Annotated in this window: 15 protein-coding genes, 1 tRNA gene and 2 pseudogenes; 9 read left to right on the top strand and 9 right to left on the bottom strand. The window is 59.7% G+C overall.

Annotation, left to right across the window (positions count from 1 at the left end; all coding sequences use genetic code 11):
- Positions 1–2 precede the first annotated feature (2 nt).
- The 3 genes from BD293_RS07445 to BD293_RS07435 are packed head-to-tail and all read left to right on the top strand — an operon-like array spanning position 3 to position 2,916.
- Complete coding sequence (locus BD293_RS07445; protein ID WP_142080554.1) at positions 3–1,016, top strand: branched-chain amino acid ABC transporter permease; 1,014 nt, start codon at positions 3–5, stop codon at positions 1,014–1,016.
- Positions 1,013–2,317, top strand: coding sequence for a branched-chain amino acid ABC transporter permease (locus tag BD293_RS07440; RefSeq protein WP_142080553.1), 1,305 nt, complete (start codon positions 1,013–1,015; stop codon positions 2,315–2,317). Before BD293_RS07445 ends, BD293_RS07440 begins: the two co-directional genes overlap by 4 nt.
- Complete coding sequence (locus BD293_RS07435) at positions 2,314–2,916, top strand: nucleotidyltransferase family protein (protein ID WP_246086240.1); 603 nt, start codon at positions 2,314–2,316, stop codon at positions 2,914–2,916. The genes BD293_RS07440 and BD293_RS07435 overlap by 4 nt, the downstream gene beginning before the upstream one ends.
- Here BD293_RS07435 and BD293_RS07430 read toward each other — a convergent pair.
- The 8 genes and pseudogenes from BD293_RS07430 to BD293_RS07395 form a co-directional block, all read right to left on the bottom strand.
- Complete coding sequence (locus tag BD293_RS07430; protein ID WP_142080552.1) at positions 2,901–4,034, bottom strand: NUDIX domain-containing protein; 1,134 nt, start codon at positions 4,032–4,034, stop codon at positions 2,901–2,903. The two genes, BD293_RS07435 and BD293_RS07430, sit on opposite strands and share 16 nt — an antisense overlap.
- Positions 4,031–4,489: a TrgA family protein gene (locus BD293_RS07425; RefSeq protein ID WP_142080551.1), complete on the bottom strand. Its 459-nt coding sequence runs from the start codon at positions 4,487–4,489 to the stop codon at positions 4,031–4,033. Before BD293_RS07425 ends, BD293_RS07430 begins: the two co-directional genes overlap by 4 nt.
- Before the next feature lie 83 nt (positions 4,490–4,572).
- Positions 4,573–5,814 (bottom strand): SAM-dependent methyltransferase, encoded by a 1,242-nt coding sequence (locus BD293_RS07420; protein ID WP_142080550.1) that lies wholly within the window; start codon positions 5,812–5,814, stop codon positions 4,573–4,575.
- 37 nt (positions 5,815–5,851) lie between these two features.
- The gene (locus BD293_RS07415; protein WP_142080549.1) at positions 5,852–7,270 is read right to left on the bottom strand and encodes a cryptochrome/photolyase family protein; all 1,419 of its coding nucleotides are present in this window, start codon (positions 7,268–7,270) and stop codon (positions 5,852–5,854) included.
- 26 nt (positions 7,271–7,296) lie between these two features.
- A pseudogene (locus BD293_RS07410) lies at positions 7,297–7,797 on the bottom strand (aminotransferase class V-fold PLP-dependent enzyme); the annotation flags it as partial.
- Between the two features lie 17 nt (positions 7,798–7,814).
- A complete protein-coding gene (locus BD293_RS07405; protein WP_142079320.1) occupies positions 7,815–8,774 on the bottom strand; it encodes an IS1595 family transposase in 960 nt (319 codons plus the stop codon).
- Positions 8,775–8,842: 68 nt separating this feature from the next.
- Positions 8,843–9,604 (bottom strand): annotated as a pseudogene (locus BD293_RS07400) (aminotransferase class V-fold PLP-dependent enzyme); the annotation flags it as partial.
- Between the two features lie 69 nt (positions 9,605–9,673).
- Entirely contained in the window at positions 9,674–10,312 is a 639-nt protein-coding gene (locus tag BD293_RS07395) for a lytic transglycosylase domain-containing protein (protein ID WP_142080546.1), read from the bottom strand.
- A gap of 179 nt (positions 10,313–10,491) precedes the next feature.
- Here BD293_RS07395 and ssb point away from each other — a divergent pair, with 179 nt between their 5' ends.
- The 5 genes from ssb (at position 10,492) to BD293_RS07370 (ending at position 13,839) form a co-directional block, all read left to right on the top strand.
- Positions 10,492–10,974, top strand: coding sequence for a single-stranded DNA-binding protein (gene ssb / locus BD293_RS07390; protein ID WP_142080545.1), 483 nt, complete (start codon positions 10,492–10,494; stop codon positions 10,972–10,974).
- 45 nt (positions 10,975–11,019) lie between these two features.
- A tRNA-Gly gene (locus BD293_RS07385) sits at positions 11,020–11,093 on the top strand.
- 166 nt (positions 11,094–11,259) lie between these two features.
- Positions 11,260–12,189, top strand: coding sequence for a class I fructose-bisphosphate aldolase (locus BD293_RS07380; RefSeq protein ID WP_142080544.1), 930 nt, complete (start codon positions 11,260–11,262; stop codon positions 12,187–12,189).
- Positions 12,190–12,315: 126 nt separating this feature from the next.
- A complete protein-coding gene (zigA, locus tag BD293_RS07375; RefSeq protein ID WP_142080543.1) occupies positions 12,316–13,527 on the top strand; it encodes a zinc metallochaperone GTPase ZigA in 1,212 nt (403 codons plus the stop codon).
- A 3-nt stretch (positions 13,528–13,530) separates the two neighbouring features.
- Positions 13,531–13,839 carry a DUF6525 family protein gene (locus BD293_RS07370; RefSeq protein WP_142080542.1) on the top strand — a complete coding sequence of 103 codons (309 nt, stop codon included), beginning with the start codon at positions 13,531–13,533 and terminating at the stop codon, positions 13,837–13,839.
- Between the two features lie 45 nt (positions 13,840–13,884).
- On the opposite strand, the gene BD293_RS07365 is transcribed toward BD293_RS07370, so the two are convergent.
- Complete coding sequence (locus tag BD293_RS07365; RefSeq protein ID WP_142080541.1) at positions 13,885–15,111, bottom strand: lytic murein transglycosylase; 1,227 nt, start codon at positions 15,109–15,111, stop codon at positions 13,885–13,887.
- A 168-nt stretch (positions 15,112–15,279) separates the two neighbouring features.
- On the opposite strand from BD293_RS07365, the gene BD293_RS07360 reads away from it, so the two are divergent.
- A complete protein-coding gene (locus tag BD293_RS07360; RefSeq protein ID WP_142080540.1) occupies positions 15,280–16,527 on the top strand; it encodes a lytic murein transglycosylase in 1,248 nt (415 codons plus the stop codon).
- The last annotated feature ends 34 nt before the right edge of the window (positions 16,528–16,561 follow it).

The following is a 16,561-nucleotide window of genomic DNA, read 5'->3' as shown; positions in this document are numbered from 1 at the left end:
CAATGGAACCGCTTAACGCACTTGTCAGCCTGTCCAATTTTATGCTGATCCCGGCACTGGCTTATGGCAGTCAACTGGCACTTGGGGCGCTGGGGATCACGTTGATCTTCTCGATCCTGCGCTTTGCCCATTTTGCACATGGCGACACGATGGCGCTTGGCACTGCGGCTGTGATCGGAGGCACCTTTTTCCTGCAAGCGCAGGGTGTTACCGGTCCCTTGGGCATGCCGACCGCCATTCTGGCCATTCCTTTCGGTCTGGTCGTCATGATCGGATATTTGTTGGCCGCTGACAAACTGGTCTACAAATATTTCCGCAAGGTAAAGGCCAAGCCGCTGACCTTTGTGATGGCCTCGCTTGGGGTGATGTTCGTGACCAACGGGATAACCCGGTTGTTCATGGGGGTGGGCGAAACCCGGTTTGAAGACGGCAACCGCTTCTTGTTCACAGTGCGGGAGTTTCGGGAATATACCGGGCTGGCAGAGGGCATGGCCCTGCGCAACGCACAGGCCATCACGGTTGTGACGGCGCTGATTGTCATGGTGGTGCTGTTCTGGTTCCTCAACCGTACCCGTTCGGGCAAATCCATGCGCGCCTATTCCGATAACGAGGATCTGGCCCTGCTGTCGGGCATCAACCCTGAACGCGTGGTCATCATCACATGGACAATCACCGGCATTTTGCTGGTGCTGGCAGGAACACTTTACGGGTTGGACAAGGGGTTTAGACCGTTCAACTACTTCCAATTGCTGCTGCCGATGTTCGCTGCTGCCATACTTGGCGGTCTTGGCTCTCCCTTCGGGGCGATTGTGGGGGCTTATGTCGTGGCGTTCGCCGAGTTGGGGATCACCTATGCGTGGCGGCGTGTGTTCACCTACCTCATGCCCGAAGGCTTGGAGCCGACATCCATGATGCAGCTTCTGCCAGTTGACTACAAATTCGCCGTGACCTTTGCAATTCTGGTCATTGTGCTGCTGTTCCGTCCAACCGGTATCTTCAAGGGGAAAGTGATATGAGCCTGACCGCACGCGACTTGGGCCTGTTTGCGATCATGGGCGCTGTGCTGGCCTTGGTCGCCATGTTCCAAAGCCCACAGCTTGCAATCACCATCCTGAATATGAGCCTAATCTCGGCGATCATGGCCTTGGGTGTGAACATGCAATGGGGTTATGCCGGTCTGTTCAATGTCGGCATCATGGGCTTTACCGCTGTTGGCGGTCTGGCGGTTGTGCTGATCGCGCAGCCGCCCGTGCCCGAAGCTTGGGCTGCCGGAGGCTTGGGAATTTTGCTGGGGCTGATGCTGGGTGTTGCCACCATTCTGGCCGCAGTCATCGTCTATAAGCGCATGGCCCCAAGTAAACTGCGCGGGATTGCGATCTTTGCGGTTCTTGCTGTGGGCTATCTGGTCACATCCTATGTGTTCGGCCCCGCCAAACAGGCTGTGCAAGCGGTCAACCCCGCATCCGAGGGGTATCTGGGGGGCGCTGGTCTGCCTGTTGTTCTGGCATGGCCCGTGGGCGCTGTCTTTGCCGCTGGGGTTGCATGGCTGGTGGGCAAAGTCAGTCTTGGGCTGCGGTCTGATTATCTGGCGATTGCGACGCTCGGCATCTCGGAAATCGTGATTGCAGTGCTTAAGCATGAACGCTGGCTGGCGCGTGGTGTGAACAATGTCACAGGCATTGAACGGCCCGTCGCCCGCCCGATCGAGTTGCAGCCGGTGCCTTGGGTGCAATCCTTGGCGGATACTTTGGGCTGGACAATTTCGCAAACCGCCTCGGTCGTCTCGGGGCTTGGCTATAGTGCGTTATTCGTGATCGTGCTGGGCATTCTGATCTGGCTGGCAGAGCGGGCGCTGAATTCGCCTTGGGGCCGGATGATGCGCGCCATTCGTGACAACGAAGTTTCTGCCCGCGCCATGGGCAAGGATGTCACACGGCGGCACCTGATGATCTTTGTGCTCGGCTCGGCTGTGTGCGGGCTGGCGGGCGCAATGATGGTGTCGATGGATGGTCAGTTGACACCGGGCAGTTACGAGCCGCTGCGCTATACCTTCCTGATCTGGGTGATGGTGATCGTGGGCGGATCGGGCAATAACTGGGGCGCTGTGCTGGGGGCTTTCGTGATCTGGTTCTTGTGGGTTCAGGTGGAACCTGCCGGGCGCTGGTTCATGGAGATTGTCACCTCGGGCATGGCAGACGGGTCGGATCTGAAGCAGCATTTGCTGTCCTCTGCTGCCTATATGCGCCTGCTGACGATGGGGGTGGCGTTGTTGCTCATGTTGCGCTTTGCACCGCGCGGCCTGATCCCGGAGCGGTGAGCAAAACCTGCGCGATCCTGCTGCCTGCTGCAGGCGCCTCCAGCCGGATGCGGGGCGCTGACAAACTGTTGCAACAGGTTGGCGGCATGGCGCTGCTGACCTGTGTGGCGCGACGGGCCTTGCAGGTCACACCACATGTCGCGGTCAGTTTGCGCGCAGAAGATGAAGCGCGCAAGCAAGCCTTGGACGGGCTACCTGTCGCGTTCTTGCAAATCACGGATGCCGCTGAAGGAATGAGCGCGTCTTTGCGCGCGGGCGCACGCTGGGCGATGGCGCTGGATGCGCAGGCAGTTATGATCGCCCTGCCCGATATGCCTGACATCACGGCACAGGATATGCGTGATCTGTTTGCGGCGCAGGCGCAGGAACCGCAGCGCCCCTTACGGGCCTGCGCGGCTGACAAGCAGCCCGGTCATCCGGTCATCCTGCCACGTGCATTGTTTCCGGCCATGCTAAAGCTGCGCGGCGATGAGGGGGCGAAGTTGCTTTTGCGCAGTCCTTCACCGCACTTGCACCCCCTGCCCGGTCAGCGCGCCGTAACGGATCTGGACACGCCCGAGGATTGGGATGCTTGGCGCAAGGATCAACCGCCGTCCTGAGGCACCGCATCCGCGCGCAGCCTGTCGCGGTTCAGCGCAAGCCAATAGGCTGATTGCAGCAGCGGGCCATTCTGCACCTCGCCACTGGCGATCAATGCCATCAAACGATCAAAGGGCACAAGATGGCTGCGGATATCCTCGGCCTCGCTGTCAAGGCCCGCGACCCCGTCACTCCCCTCGGGCAGATCGCACAGTGCCACGAATTGATACAGAAATTCTGTGATGGCACCGGGGGATGGATAGACATGTCCCACCGACATCAGCGCGTCCGCACGCAAAGTGATCTGCGCCTCTTCCTGTGCTTCGCGCAAGGCGCAGTCTTGCGGGCTTTCAAATGGGTCAACGCGCCCGGCGATAGGTTCCAGAAGCCACGCATTGCCCGCACCCCGCAACCACGGCCCGAAGCGGAACTGCTCGATCACCATCACTATGTCGCGCACCGGGTCATAAGGCAGAACCGTGACCGCATCGCTCATCACCAAGCCCGCGCGCTTTACCACCGCGCTGAATGCCCCGTCAAACTGACGAAACCGCAGATCATCTTCGGCCACAGCGAAATACCACGCATAGGGCATCGCTCCATGCACCAGTTCCACATCATTGCGCGTCCAATCCTTGCGCAACTGGGCAGGATCATCGCCCTTGCGCGCGCGCACCTGTGACGCGGCATGTGCCAGCGCCATCGGCCAGCGCGCGTGCAGCGCAGCTATCGGTGCGCGATCTGCCAAACCCATGATCTCGGCGGTGGCAAGGTGCATGATCTGCGATTGATCTTTGGTCCAGCCGGTTGACACGGGGTCGCTTGGCTGTCGCCCCACATGGTACGCCAAAGCAGCCATCTTTGTGCCTGCGCCCTCCACCACAACGCCAAACCGCTCTGCCGAATGCAGGCCGAAGAAAATATCAAGCCGCGCCAATGCAGGTGCATCCACCGCCACGACCATGCCGTCAACGGATGCGCCGGGTTCGGGCACAAGACACGGCATGATGGACGGTCCCACCATGCCCAGCCGGTAATCATGCAAAAGCGCGCGCTGCCCTGTGGCGCGCTTGTGCAGAATGACCTCTGCAAGCTTCGCGTCGCATAGGGGGCCGAACAGGAAAACTGTTTGCGTCATCCCGATATGCGCCGCGTTTCCGCAGTTCGATAGATCAGAACCAGAAGGAAACTGCAAAGCAAAGCACTGCCCAGAACCCACGACAAAAACGGGACATCTTTCATTTGCAGCAACACCTCGTAGGCATTGGACATGCTGCCGGTAAATGCCTCGGCAAAGCTACGGTAACGCAATCTGTAGCCATTGGCGAAAATGTCGTACATTCCGGCAACGGTAAGTGAAATCAGCAATGTAGCGACATAGCCCTGCACCACAATCGTGAAACCGGCAGCGAAGTCGCGCGTGATGCGCAGGCCGACAAATCGCCAGCCAACAAGCCCTGCCACAACGGCAAAAAGAAAATTGCTTGCCTGCGATCTGGGCGGGTCTTCATCCAACAAATGGAATTGCGTCACGAGGGAAAATGCCACTATGCCGAACAGCACCATGGCGACCAGTCTGGTAATTGTGGGCATAGCGGCCTCTCAAAATACGCGCAGGCACAAACCTAAACGCCTGCGCGCCAAGGCGCAATCTGTCGCTGCCACAGAATTCCGGCTCAGTTGCCGTTCGGTCGCTGCAAGACAAGCTGCGTTACATCGCAGGTGCCGTTTCGAAATGCGCCTGCGCAAGATGTCAGATAAAACTCCCACATCCGCTTGAAGCGGGTGTCATAGCCCATCGCGGAAATTTCGGGCCATTGCGCCTGAAAGCTGTGATTCCAGCGGCGCAGGGTTTCGCTATAACTTTGCCCGAAATCATGGGTGTCACGGTAGTGCAGACCCTGATCTTCGGCCACGCGCCGCACAGGACCGGGCGCGCCAAGCATCCCACCGGGGAAGATGTATTTCTGTATAAAATCAACGTGATTGCGGTAAGAGTTAAAGCGCTCATCCGGCACCATGATGATCTGGATGACAGCTTGCGCGCCGGGTTTTAACCGCTCAAACACCGCCCGGAAATAGCGCGGCCAGTATTTCTCGCCCACGGCCTCGAACATCTCGATCGAGGCGATGCCATCAAATTGCCCGCCTGTGTCGCGGTAATCCTGCATCCGTATTTCGACCTGTTCCGACAACCCGGCCTGCGCCATGCGCGCCACTGCGAAATCACGCTGCGCTGCACTGATCGTCAAGCCGGTCACTTTCAGTCCGCGTTTGGCGGCGGCATATTCAGCAAACCCCCCCCATCCGCACCCGATTTCCAGTACATGATCGCCGGGTTTCACCCCCATATGATCGACCATGGCGCAATACTTGGCCTCCTGCGCGGCCTCCAGACTTTCTTGTCCGGTGGTGAAAATGGCAGAGGAATAGGTCATGCTGTCATCCAGCCATAACCCATAGAAATCATTACCCAAATCATAATGATACGAGATATTCCTGCGCGCCTGCGTCTTGGAATTCGAGCGCAGCCAATGGCGCGCACGTTCCACAAGGCGCACCAGCCGCAACCCGACCGCTTCGTCATAGACGGACGGGTTGTCATCATTGATAAGATCCATGAATGCCTGCAAATCAGGCGTGGACCAGCCGCCTTCCATATAGGATTCGGCAAAGCCCACATCGCCCTCGCGGATCAGGCGTCCGAACAGGTCGGCGTCATGGACATGAAGTTCTGCCACATGACCGGGGGCCGCGCCTTCCATACGAAACTGGCGCCCATCCGGCAAGATCACATCCAGCCGTCCCTTGTTGAGCAGCGCCGCGCGCGCATAGGCTTGGCGGAAATAGCGCGGCAAATCCTGCTGCCCCTCGATAGAGGTCAGGATCGCTTTCTGAGATTTTGTTGCATTCGCCATGTCATTCACCTGCAAACATGCCCCTATTATCGCCAATTCAGGCTGTTTTTCTATGTTCATATGCGGACAGCGCCCTGTTTCGCCCTGTCGCGAGCTCTACCACAGGTGCGGGATATGCAGCATCTGGCGTCAGGTTCCAGTTGCGCGGGCAGGCGCTGAAGAACTCCAGCGCTGTGCCGGGCGGGTCTTGTGACAGCTCTGCGACCCAAGCGGACCGATATGCGCGTTTAGGATCGAATTTTTCAGCCTGCGTGTCAGGGTTGAATATGCGGAAATACGGTGCAGCATCCGGCCCGGACCCAGCAACCCATTGCCAACCCATCGCATTCGCCGCCGGGTCCCAGTCGATCAGGCATTCCTCGAACCAGCGCTGACCGACGCGCCAATGCGTCATCATATGCTTGGTCAGATATGAGCCGACAAGCATCCGCGCGCGGTTGTGCATCCGACCTGTGACATACATTTCGCGCATGGCGGCATCGACCACCTCAATGCCGGTGCGCCCTTGCTTCCAGCGCAAAGTCTCGGCGCTTTCATCCTGCCACGGAAAGCTGTCCCACCCCGCACGCCAGCTATCATGGGTTATCTGGGGCGTGTGATATACCAGATGGTAAGCAAATTCGCGCCAGACGATTTCCTTGAGAAACGTCTCGGCTCCGGCCTTGCCGGCCTCCATTGCGCGTTGGCCGGTTTCCCACAGCGCCAAGGGGCTGATCTCGCCGTAAGTCAGGTTCTCGGACAGGCCAGAGGTTGCGTCCTTGTCCAGACGGTCGCGGTCGGTGCCATAGCTGTCGAACCGGTCGCGCGCGAAGCTGGCCAGTCGCTGGCGCGCCGCTGCCTCACCGATATGCAGATAGGGGCGCACCACATCTGCGCCGCGGTTCATCGCGTGCCCCATCTGCCACGACTCCAGCGCATCGCTTTCGGGCCAATGCGCAGGCGCAGCCACATCCGCAGGCGCAGGCAAGCGTACCGCAACATCGCGCCCACGCACCGAGCGCCAGAAAGGTGTGTAGACCTGATAGAATTTGCCCTGTCCGGTCGCCACGTCCCACGGCTCGAACAGCAGATGACCAGGGAAGCTTTTTGCTTCAATACCAGCGCCTTGAAGCGTGGACTTAATCTCACTGTCACGCTCGATTTGATCGGGGTCATATTGGCGTGTCCACCAGACTGCGCCTGCACCAGTCTCGCGCACCAGCTTTTGCAACTCGGCCAAGGCGTTTCCACGGCGCAGGATCAACCGCAGCCCAAGTGCTTCAAGGCTGTCTGAAAACGCCTCGATCCCCAATCCAAGACGCCATTTCGGAGCTGCGCCAAGCCCCTCAATCACCTGATCATGCAGGAAAACCGGAACCACAACCCGCCCGCTGCGCGCCGCTTCATGCAGCGCGGGATGATCGCTCAGGCGTAAATCACGCCGAAACCATACCAGTATGGGACGATTGTCGTTCAAACTCGTCTGCCTGTGTTAAATTCAAGTCACAAGACCTGATCTAGCACGGTTAACAGGCGGTCAAGGTCAGCTTGCGTTGCATAATGCACAAAAGACAGACGCAGGACCCCATGCGCAGGCTCAACCCCCTGTGCATGCAGGGCGCGGTCGGCATAGAAACTGCCACCACCCGCCATAATCCCCTCGGCGGCCAGCGCGCGTGCCAGCTCGGCACCGGGGCGCGCATGAACCAGCGCAACCGTCGGCGCGCGCCCTTCGGCCCGGTCAGGACCGAGCAGGCGGATATCATTGCGCCCTGCAAGGTGGTCGAGCAAAGGTTGCAGCAATGTAGTTTCATGCCCGCGCATCAGATCATGAATCGCCGTATTGCGCTGCGCCGGAGGTGTTGCTTGTTGGCCAGCCTGATCGCCAAAATGATGGCTATGCAGGGCGTCAATATAATCGGCCATCCCCGCACAGGCCGCAATCTGCGCATGGTCCGGCCCGGCCGGGGTGAAGCGTTTGTAAAGCGCGTCAGCATTAAAATAGGCTCAATTGGCGTTAATTATGCGTGCCTTGAGATAGGCAGGATTCCTGCGGCGGCGGCGAGTATCGCGCGGGGAGTTTGGTGTTTTGGAATGACTGCAAGTTGAAACCAGCGCAGGTAGCTGTCCAAGTACTTGGTTGCGATGCCGCGATGGCGCCGCAGGAATGTCTTGAGCCGCTCATGTCGACTGTTCACGGTTTGAATGTGCAACTCCCCGCGAACACGTTGTCCTGCAGTCTGGTTGAGGCTTTCATGGCTGATGCCCATTGCTGCTGCGCAAGGCGGGTAACTGGTGCAGCCATCAGTGACCAAGAGCGCATCAGGATCGAGAAGCGGCTGCAAAACCGCCTGCAGATGTGCGGCCGTCACTGCTGGCAAGACAGCACTTATGGTGGTGCCGGATCGGTCGGCTGCGACCAAGACCGGAACCTGCTCCTCCGACAAGCCGCGTTTGGCGGCCTTGCCGCCACGTTTACGGGCCTTACGATCAAGGTTTCGTTCACCTTTTCGGCTGCTCAGAAAGAAGGTCTCGTCGGCTTCGACGATGCCGCGCAACTTGATCGCCCCAGCCGTCACCGCCCGAAGAAAACGATGACGCCAACGAAAAGCGGTCGTGCGCGCCACCATGCAACGCTCAGCGGATACCTTTACCGTTTCGCCGTCACGTAACGAAGCAGCGAACTCTGCCCAACGGCCCTTGTGGCGCAGGCGCGCCAGCGGAGTACCGGTCAACGCGTTGAAGGTTTTGCCGCAGCCTTTGCAAAAGAACCGGGAAAGGCCACTTGCATGACCCCTGATGATAGCTCCTTCTGAAGCGCAGTGCGGGCAGATACGGTCCTCACGAACCTTTGCCTCAAGGAGATCGACCACCGCCTGCAATGACGGAGACCCAGAAAGGATCCGACTCGCCTCGGCGCGCTGGTCCGGCGAGAGGTTATCCGTCTCATTGAGCCAAACCAGAAAGATGTCGTGGTCCATATATACCCCTCCACACAGTATGTTCACTATATGTTCTATCGCACATGGGCACGCATAACAAACGCTAATTGAGCCTTAAAATAATGCCCTTGATTGGGCAGCATCTCGGCGAGTGCGCGGCGGATCACCATCAGCCCCTGATGCGGCCCATAGGTTTTGTAGGCCGAAAACAGATAGATATCCGCCCCAAGCCCTGCCACATCCGGCAGCCCATGCGGCGCATAGGACACGCCATCGACACAGGAATACACGCCCGCGTCACGCAGCCGCGTGCAGATTTCGGCCACAGGATTGATTTCGCCCACCACATTCGAGCAATGCGGAAAGCATACCAGCTTGACCTTGTCGTCAATCATCTCCCACAGCGCGGCCGGGTCCAGATGCCCGGTTTGCGGATTGATCTGCCATTCGCGCACCTCGACCCCGCGCGCCGCCAATCTGCGCCACGGGCCGGAATTGGCCTCATGGTCCTGATCGGTGACAATGATGGCATCGCCCGGCGCCAGCCATTCCCCAAAAGCCTGCGCCAGAACATAGGTGTTCGCTGTGGTCGAGGGGCCGAAGCTCAACTCATCCGCCGCGACGCCCATCATCGCGGACAGGCGCGTGCGCGCTTCGTCCATCTCTGCGCCCGCAAGTCTGGACGCCTCATAAGCCCCATAAGGCTGCACCTTGCGGCTGTGGTAGAAGCGCGTCAGCCGGTCAATGACGGGCTTGCAGGTATACGACCCGCCGGCATTCTCGAAAAAATGCTGACCTTGCAGGCTTGGCTCGGCAAAAGCGGGAAATTGCGTGCGGACGAATTCAAGATCAAGGACTGGCGCGGACATCACGACTCCGGGGTGGTTGGGGTTTCGTTAATCTGCGCAGCGCCGCAGCCCCACTGCAAGCCCGAAAACTCAGCCAGCGCCCAAGATGATGCGCACGTAATTCTGTGTCTCGGCATAGGGGGGGATACCGCCATGCTGTTCAACCTTGCCCGGCCCCGCATTATAGGCGGCAAGTGCCAGTTTCCAATCGCCGAACTTGTCGTACATCATCCGCAGATAGCGCGCGCCACCGTCAAGGTTTTGCTGCGGATCAGTCGGGTCTACCCGCAGCATCTGCGCAGTTCCCGGCATAAGCTGCGCCAACCCGATCGCCCCCTTCGAAGAAATGGCGGCCGTGTTCCAGCGGCTTTCCTGATGCACCAGTCGCAAGAACAGGTCTTCGGGGATATTATGCTTGCGTGCCGCCGCGCGTGCCACTTCCAGATAGGCCCCAGTGTAGCGCCCGGAATAGCGCGGAATAGCCTCGGCCTTGGGGGTCGCGGCACCCGCATTGGGCAACAGCCGCGCCGAGGCAGAATACTGTTCTGACATCCGCCCATCTATGACCCGCCCGGCAGAGCGAATCGTGTCCAGCCGATTGCCACCACCAGACCCGGACAGACTAAGGCCCTGCGCATACACGTTGCCGCCTGTGCCCGCAAAAAGCACCGAAGCGGCCAAGAGCGCCCCGCAGAGCGCCGACAGGTTTTGTGGCAAAACACATCTCATAACGTTCTCTTTATCCAGTCCCGAAAATTTTTTCCACATATTCTTGCACGTGCTGTGCAGTTGGGTTGCGCATCTTCATTGCTTCTTTACCATGCCGCCGTGATAAGGAATGTAGGCGCAAGTGTGACAGCGGCGGATTCGGCAGTCACAGCCGTGCAAAAGATCAAAAGGAAAGTCCCATGGCAGGATCAGTGAACAAGGTCATTATCATCGGCAATCTGGGGCGTGATCCCGAGGTGCGCAACTTTCCGAATGGCGGCAAGGTCTGCAACCTGCGCATCGCAACGTCGGAACGCTGGCGCGACAAGGCCAGTGGCGAGCAGCGCGAAAAGACAGAGTGGCACAGCGTCGCCATCTTTTCCGAACCTCTGGTGCGGATCGCCGAGCAGTATCTGCGCAAAGGCTCGACCGTGTATATCGAGGGCCAGCTTGAAACCCGCAAATGGCAGGATCAATCCGGTGCCGACCGCTATTCGACCGAGGTGGTCTTGCGCCCCTACAAGGGCGAATTGACCATGCTGGGCGGGCGCGGCGACAGTGGCGGCAGCAGCAGCGGTGGCGGTGATTACGGCGGCGGACAGGATCGTGGCAATGATTATGGTGGCGGTCGCAGCTCTGCCCCCGCAGGTCCGGCTGACATGGATGATGAAATCCCGTTCTGATCTGGCTTGACGCGAAATAGGGCACAGGGTATTGCCCAAAGCCACGCGGGTGTAGCTCAATGGTAGAGCAGCAGCTTCCCAAGCTGACGACGAGGGTTCGATTCCCTTCACCCGCTCCATCTTGAAATATCACTGAATGCATCTGTTTTGCATGATCGTAGGGCCTCGTCGCAACTCTGCATGCATGTTTGCGCTATCTTTGGCGTTTGGCGCGCTATCGTCATTGTTTCGCCGCAAGCTGCAGATTAACCCTGCCTGAAATAACCCACCGGACAGGAGCACCCCATGCGCGCAACCCGCATCGTTCAAAAGATACTCGCCAATTACGAGGGCGAAACCCCCGGCGTAAAAGCCAATCTGTGCCGCATGCTGATGCAGGGCAAACTGGGTGGCACGGGCAAGATGATTATCCTGCCGGTCGATCAGGGCTTCGAGCACGGGCCTGCGCGCACTTTTGCCGCCAATCCCGCCGCGTATGACCCGCACTATCACTACCAACTGGCACTGGATGCCGGTCTGAATGCCTATGCCGCCCCACTTGGCATGATCGAGGCAGGTGCCGACACTTATGCAGGCCAGATCCCGACCATTCTGAAGGTCAACAGCGCCAATTCGCTCATGTCCAATACGGCGGGCAAGAATCAGGCCATCACCGGCTCGGTCGATGATGCGCTGCGTCTGGGCTGTGCGGCCATCGGCTTTACCATCTATCCCGGCAGCGACTGCGCATTGGGCATGTTCGAGGAAATCTCGGCCATGCGCGAAGAAGCCGCCGCCAAGGGGATCGCAACAGTAATCTGGTCCTATCCACGTGGCGAGGCGATCACCAAGGATGGCGAAACTGCTATCGACGTGGCCGCCTATGCCGCGCAGATCGCAGCCCTTCTGGGCGCACATGTCATCAAGATCAAACTCTCGACCGATCACCTGATGCTGCCCGAAGCCAAGAAAGTCTATGAAGACCAGCAGATCGACATCGCCACACAAGCCGTGCGCGTCAAGCATTGCATGCAGGCCAGCTTTAATGGCCGCCGGATTGTTGTCTTTTCGGGCGGTGCCAAGAAAGGTGCCGATTCTGTTTATGACGATGCCCGCGCCATCCGCGATGGCGGTGGCAATGGCTCGATCATCGGGCGCAACAGTTTCCAGCGCCCCCGCGACGAGGCCTTGGCGATGCTGGCAAAACTGGTCGACATCTACAAAGGCAAGGCCTAAGCGCCACAGTCTTTGAATGCACAGCGCGCGCCACATCTGGCGCGCGCTTTTTTTCATGCCCCCTTGCGCCCGGATTATCCCCCCTCTATTTGTTATGTTATGTCATAACACTTGAGAGGTGCCATCATGAAATCCCCTGCCCCTCGTCTGCCCGTCACGGTTCTGTCCGGTTTTTTGGGCGCTGGCAAAACAACACTTTTGAACCATGTGCTGAACAACCGCGAAGGGCGGCGTGTCGCGGTCATTGTCAATGACATGTCCGAAGTGAATATCGACGCTGATCTGATCGCGGCAGGTGTGGACTTCAAACGCGGCGAGGAGAAGCTGGTTGAAATGTCCAATGGTTGCATCTGCTGCACCCTGCGCGACGATCTGCTTGCCGAGGTGCGCAGACTGGCCTCGGAAGGGCGGTTTGACTATCTGCTGATCGAATCGACCGGGATTTCAGAACCCCTGCCCGTGGCCGCTACATTTGAATTCCGGGACGAGGCGGGCGACAGCCTGATGGATGTCGCAAGACTGGACACGATGGTCACGGTCGTTGACGCGGTCAATCTGCTCAAAGACTTCTCCAGCCATGACTTTCTGTCAGACCGGGGCGAGACGCTGGGCGAAGACGATGAGCGCAGCCTTGTCAATCTGCTGACCGAGCAGATTGAATTTGCCGATGTCATCTTGCTTAACAAGGTCACAGATGCCGAGCGCGAGCGTACGGATGCCGCGCGCAAGATCATCAAGGCGTTGAACCCCGATGCGGAATTGATCGAAACCGATCAATCGCGCGTGGCAGCGGAACGTATTTTCGACACCGGTCTGTTTGATTTCGAGACAGCGCATGAACACCCGCTTTGGGCCAAGGAACTCTATGGCTTTGCCGATCATGTGCCCGAAACCGAAGAATACGGCGTGTCCAGTTTTGTCTACCGTGCGCGCAAGCCGTTTCATCCGGCGAAAGTGCATGATGTTCTAAATGGCGATCTGCCGGGTGTGATCCGGGCAAAGGGGCATTTCTGGGTGGCAACGCGGCCCAACTGGGTGGCCGAATTCTCGCTTGCAGGTGCGATGTCCAGCGTGATCCCCTTGGGCGGCTGGTGGGCCGCCGTCCCGCGAGAGCGCTGGCCCGACCACGAAGAAGCGCTTGAAAAAATGCGTGAAAACTGGGTCGAGCCTTGGGGCGACCGGCGGCAGGAACTGGTTTTTATCGGTGCAGGCATGGACAAGGCGGCGATTACCGCAGCACTCGATGCCTGTCTGGTCGCGGAAGATGACTTCGCGCCGCAAATCTGGAAAGACCTAGCGGACCCCTTTCCCCAATGGGGCCAGCGCAAGGCGGCGTAACGAATGGCACGCAATATCAAGACAGCCCTGGGCCGCAGGCAATCGCCTATGTCGCAATTTGACCGCCTGCCACCGGATTTGCGCCAATGGCTTGCAACCGCGATCCTGCCTTGGAGCGTGCATTCCGTACTCAAGCACTGGAATGCCGCCCTTCACTGCGCGCAGGGCAATACCGATCAGGCGCGCGCGCGGCTTTCGCAGATAGAGGCGCGCTGCATCGCGCGGGACGCGGCCCATATCTGGGGCGACCAGCACCCGGCTGCCGCACATGCCCCGAACGCTAGACGCACCGCGCAGCAGTTCCGGCCCTGAGACGTGGTCCAGCTTGGGGGGCTGGCGCGGCCCCCCAAAAACACATCAGTTGCGCAGTCGCGCCACCAAACTTGCATTGACATACCCGTCAGGGGGCAGTCCGACAGATTTTTGCCACGCCTGCACTGCCGCGACAGTGGCAGGGCCGATGCGACCATCAACGCCCCCTGTATCAAACCCCAATGCGGTCAGCCGCCGTTGCAATTCGGTGCGTTCTGACGTGCTCAGTGCGCGATCCCCGCGCGGCCATTGCCCGCGCAACGCCCCGCCGCCCCGCAACCGGTCTGACAAATGCCCCAGCGCCAGCACATAGGCATCCGAGATATTATATTCCTTCAGCACAGTGTAATTGTCATAGGCCAGAAATGCCGGCCCCTGCGCCCCACCGGGCAGGATCAGGCGCGACTGCCCGCCCGCAAGGCTGCCACCTGCCGCCACGCGCAGTCCTGCACTGGTCCACGCATCCGCAGTTTGGCGCTCGCCCGTCAGGCCAAGATCAAAGCCGGAAGGCAGCGTCACCTCAACAGCCCAGGGTTGGCCGCGCGTCCAGCCGCGCTGCGCCAGATAGTTGGCCGCAGAGGCCAAGGCATCACTCGGATCAGATGCCCAGACATCGCGCCGCCCGTTGCCGGTGAAATCCACCGCATATGTCAGAAAGCTGGAGGGCATGAATTGCGTATGCCCGAACGCACCGGCCCATGACCCGATCATCGCTTGCGGGTTGATATCGCCCGCCTGCACGATCTTAAGTGCATCAATCAACTGCTCTTCAAAGAAATCGCCGCGCCGCCCGTCCTTGGCCAGTGTCGCAAGGGTGGCGAGCGTTGGTGTATTGCCGCGGTTTCCCCCGAACGACGTCTCAATCCCCCAGATGGCGACGACCACTTCGGGGGGCACGCCATAACGCCCCTCGATCCGGGACAGCACGTTTGCATGTTGGCGCATCGCGGCTTGCCCTTGGCTGATGCGCGCAGAGGTTACTGCGCTTTCCAGATAGTCCCAGATCCGCGCGCCAAACTCGCTTTGGCGGCGATCCAGTTCAACCGTTTGGGGCAAATGGCGGATGTGGGGCCGTGCTTGGGCCAATGTTGCCTGCGATATGCCCGCCTGACTTGCGCGGGCCTCAAACCCGGAAAGCCACGTGCCAAAATCACCTGACGGCACGGCGCTCCGGCTTTCGCCGCGCGCCTCGGGGCGGGGTGAGGTTTCAACATTTGCAGCCACGCATCCCGGCAAAACCAGAACAAGCGCAATAACCAGAAAACGCGACATTAGGATACTCCGTTACCTCATGCAGCAATGCTAACCGCGCTTTGACCCCGAACCAAGTGCGAAGCCCGCGACATCGGGGAATACTGCCGATTTTGGCATGGCACCGCTTAACAGGGTGCGTACAATCGGATAAGGTTTTCAAAACACCATAACGGGGCGCGCAGTGTCATGTATCTTTCCAGACGAACTTGTATCCTTGGGCTGTCCGCCCTGTCACTTTCTGCTTGTATGGGCGGGGGCGTCCAGATGAGCGCGCCAACGCGGCAGGCGCCCATGCGCCCGCAGGCAAACCCAGCCTTTGACACATGGAAGCAGCAGTTTCAGGGCCGCGCCACGGCGGCTGGCATCCCTGCCTCGGTCGTCACTCCGGCCATGAGCGGTGCAGGGTTCCTGCCCGATGTGATCGCGCGCGACCGCAGGCAGACTGAATTCACCCGCACATTGGAAGATTATCTGGGCATCGCCGTGTCGCCCGAACGGCTATCGGGGGGGCGTGCGGCCCTGTCGCGCCACGGCAGCACCTTGCGCGCAATTGAATCGCGCTACGGCGTCGAGGCCGAGGTAATCACCGCGATCTGGGGGCTGGAATCGCGCTACGGCACGGAACGCGGTGATATTCCGGCCATTTCGGCGCTGGCAACACTGGCTTTTGACGGGCGGCGCGGTGCATTTTTCGAATCGCAACTGATCGCGGCCCTGCGCATCTTGCAGCGCGGCGATACCAGCGCGGCCAATCTGCGCGGGTCATGGGCGGGTGCGATGGGCCACACACAGTTCATCCCGACCACCTATCAGGAATATGCAGTCGATTTCACCGGCAACGGTCGGCGCGATATCTGGGCGGAAGACCCCAGCGATGCGCTGGCCTCTGCGGCCAATTACCTGTCGCGGATGGGATGGCGGCGTGGGCAGCCTTGGGGGGTCGAAGTGCGCCTGCCCGATGGGTTCGACAGAGGGGCCGCGGGCCGCGGCTCGTCCCGTCCGGTGTCGGCATGGACAAGCGCGGGCGTGCGTGACATGGACGGGCGGCCAGTGCAGGATCATGGCGCATCTTCAATCATCATTCCCGATGGGCCCAACGGCCCTGCCTTCATGACCTTCCGGAATTTCACCGCGTTGACGCGCTACAATAACTCCGAGTTCTATGTGATTGGAATTGGTCACCTTTCTGACAGGTTGCGTGGCGGCGGTCCGATCCGGGGCAATTTTCAGCCTGATCGCTTTGGGTTGCGTTTGGGGGACCGGCAGGAAATTCAGCGCCGCCTGACGCAAGCCGGGTTTGACACTCAAGGTGCAGATGGGGTTATCGGGCCAAATTCCGAAAGTGCCATTCGCGCATGGCAACAAGCGCGCGGGCAATCGGTGACGGGTCAGCCCTCGCGCGGGATGCTGGAACAGTTGCGAAATGAAACTTGACGGCATTCCGTGCTGCTGCCTGCGCGCCAGCGCC

Source organism: Roseinatronobacter monicus (genome assembly GCF_006716865.1).
Classification (GTDB): Bacteria; Pseudomonadota; Alphaproteobacteria; order Rhodobacterales; family Rhodobacteraceae; genus Roseinatronobacter; species Roseinatronobacter monicus.
Note: the sequence above shows the minus strand (reverse complement) of the source record. Positions and strands in the feature narration are given on the sequence as shown.

What these genes read in the sequence shown, in the direction of transcription:
- BD293_RS07440 (WP_142080553.1), top strand. Translation starts at nt 1,013, where the DNA reads ATGAGCCTGACCGCACGCGACTTGGGCCTGTTTGCGATCATGGGCGCT.
- BD293_RS07395 (WP_142080546.1), bottom strand. Translation starts at nt 10,312, where the DNA reads ATGAGATGTGTTTTGCCACAAAACCTGTCGGCGCTCTGCGGGGCGCTC.
- BD293_RS07380 (WP_142080544.1), top strand. Translation starts at nt 11,260, where the DNA reads ATGCGCGCAACCCGCATCGTTCAAAAGATACTCGCCAATTACGAGGGC.
- BD293_RS07445 (WP_142080554.1), top strand. Translation starts at nt 3, where the DNA reads ATGGAACCGCTTAACGCACTTGTCAGCCTGTCCAATTTTATGCTGATC.
- BD293_RS07420 (WP_142080550.1), bottom strand. Translation starts at nt 5,814, where the DNA reads ATGGCGAATGCAACAAAATCTCAGAAAGCGATCCTGACCTCTATCGAG.
- zigA (WP_142080543.1), top strand. Translation starts at nt 12,316, where the DNA reads ATGAAATCCCCTGCCCCTCGTCTGCCCGTCACGGTTCTGTCCGGTTTT.
- ssb (WP_142080545.1), top strand. Translation starts at nt 10,492, where the DNA reads ATGGCAGGATCAGTGAACAAGGTCATTATCATCGGCAATCTGGGGCGT.
- BD293_RS07430 (WP_142080552.1), bottom strand. Translation starts at nt 4,034, where the DNA reads ATGACGCAAACAGTTTTCCTGTTCGGCCCCCTATGCGACGCGAAGCTT.
- BD293_RS07405 (WP_142079320.1), bottom strand. Translation starts at nt 8,774, where the DNA reads ATGGACCACGACATCTTTCTGGTTTGGCTCAATGAGACGGATAACCTC.
- BD293_RS07360 (WP_142080540.1), top strand. Translation starts at nt 15,280, where the DNA reads ATGTATCTTTCCAGACGAACTTGTATCCTTGGGCTGTCCGCCCTGTCA.
- BD293_RS07425 (WP_142080551.1), bottom strand. Translation starts at nt 4,489, where the DNA reads ATGCCCACAATTACCAGACTGGTCGCCATGGTGCTGTTCGGCATAGTG.
- BD293_RS07365 (WP_142080541.1), bottom strand. Translation starts at nt 15,111, where the DNA reads ATGTCGCGTTTTCTGGTTATTGCGCTTGTTCTGGTTTTGCCGGGATGC.
- BD293_RS07370 (WP_142080542.1), top strand. Translation starts at nt 13,531, where the DNA reads ATGGCACGCAATATCAAGACAGCCCTGGGCCGCAGGCAATCGCCTATG.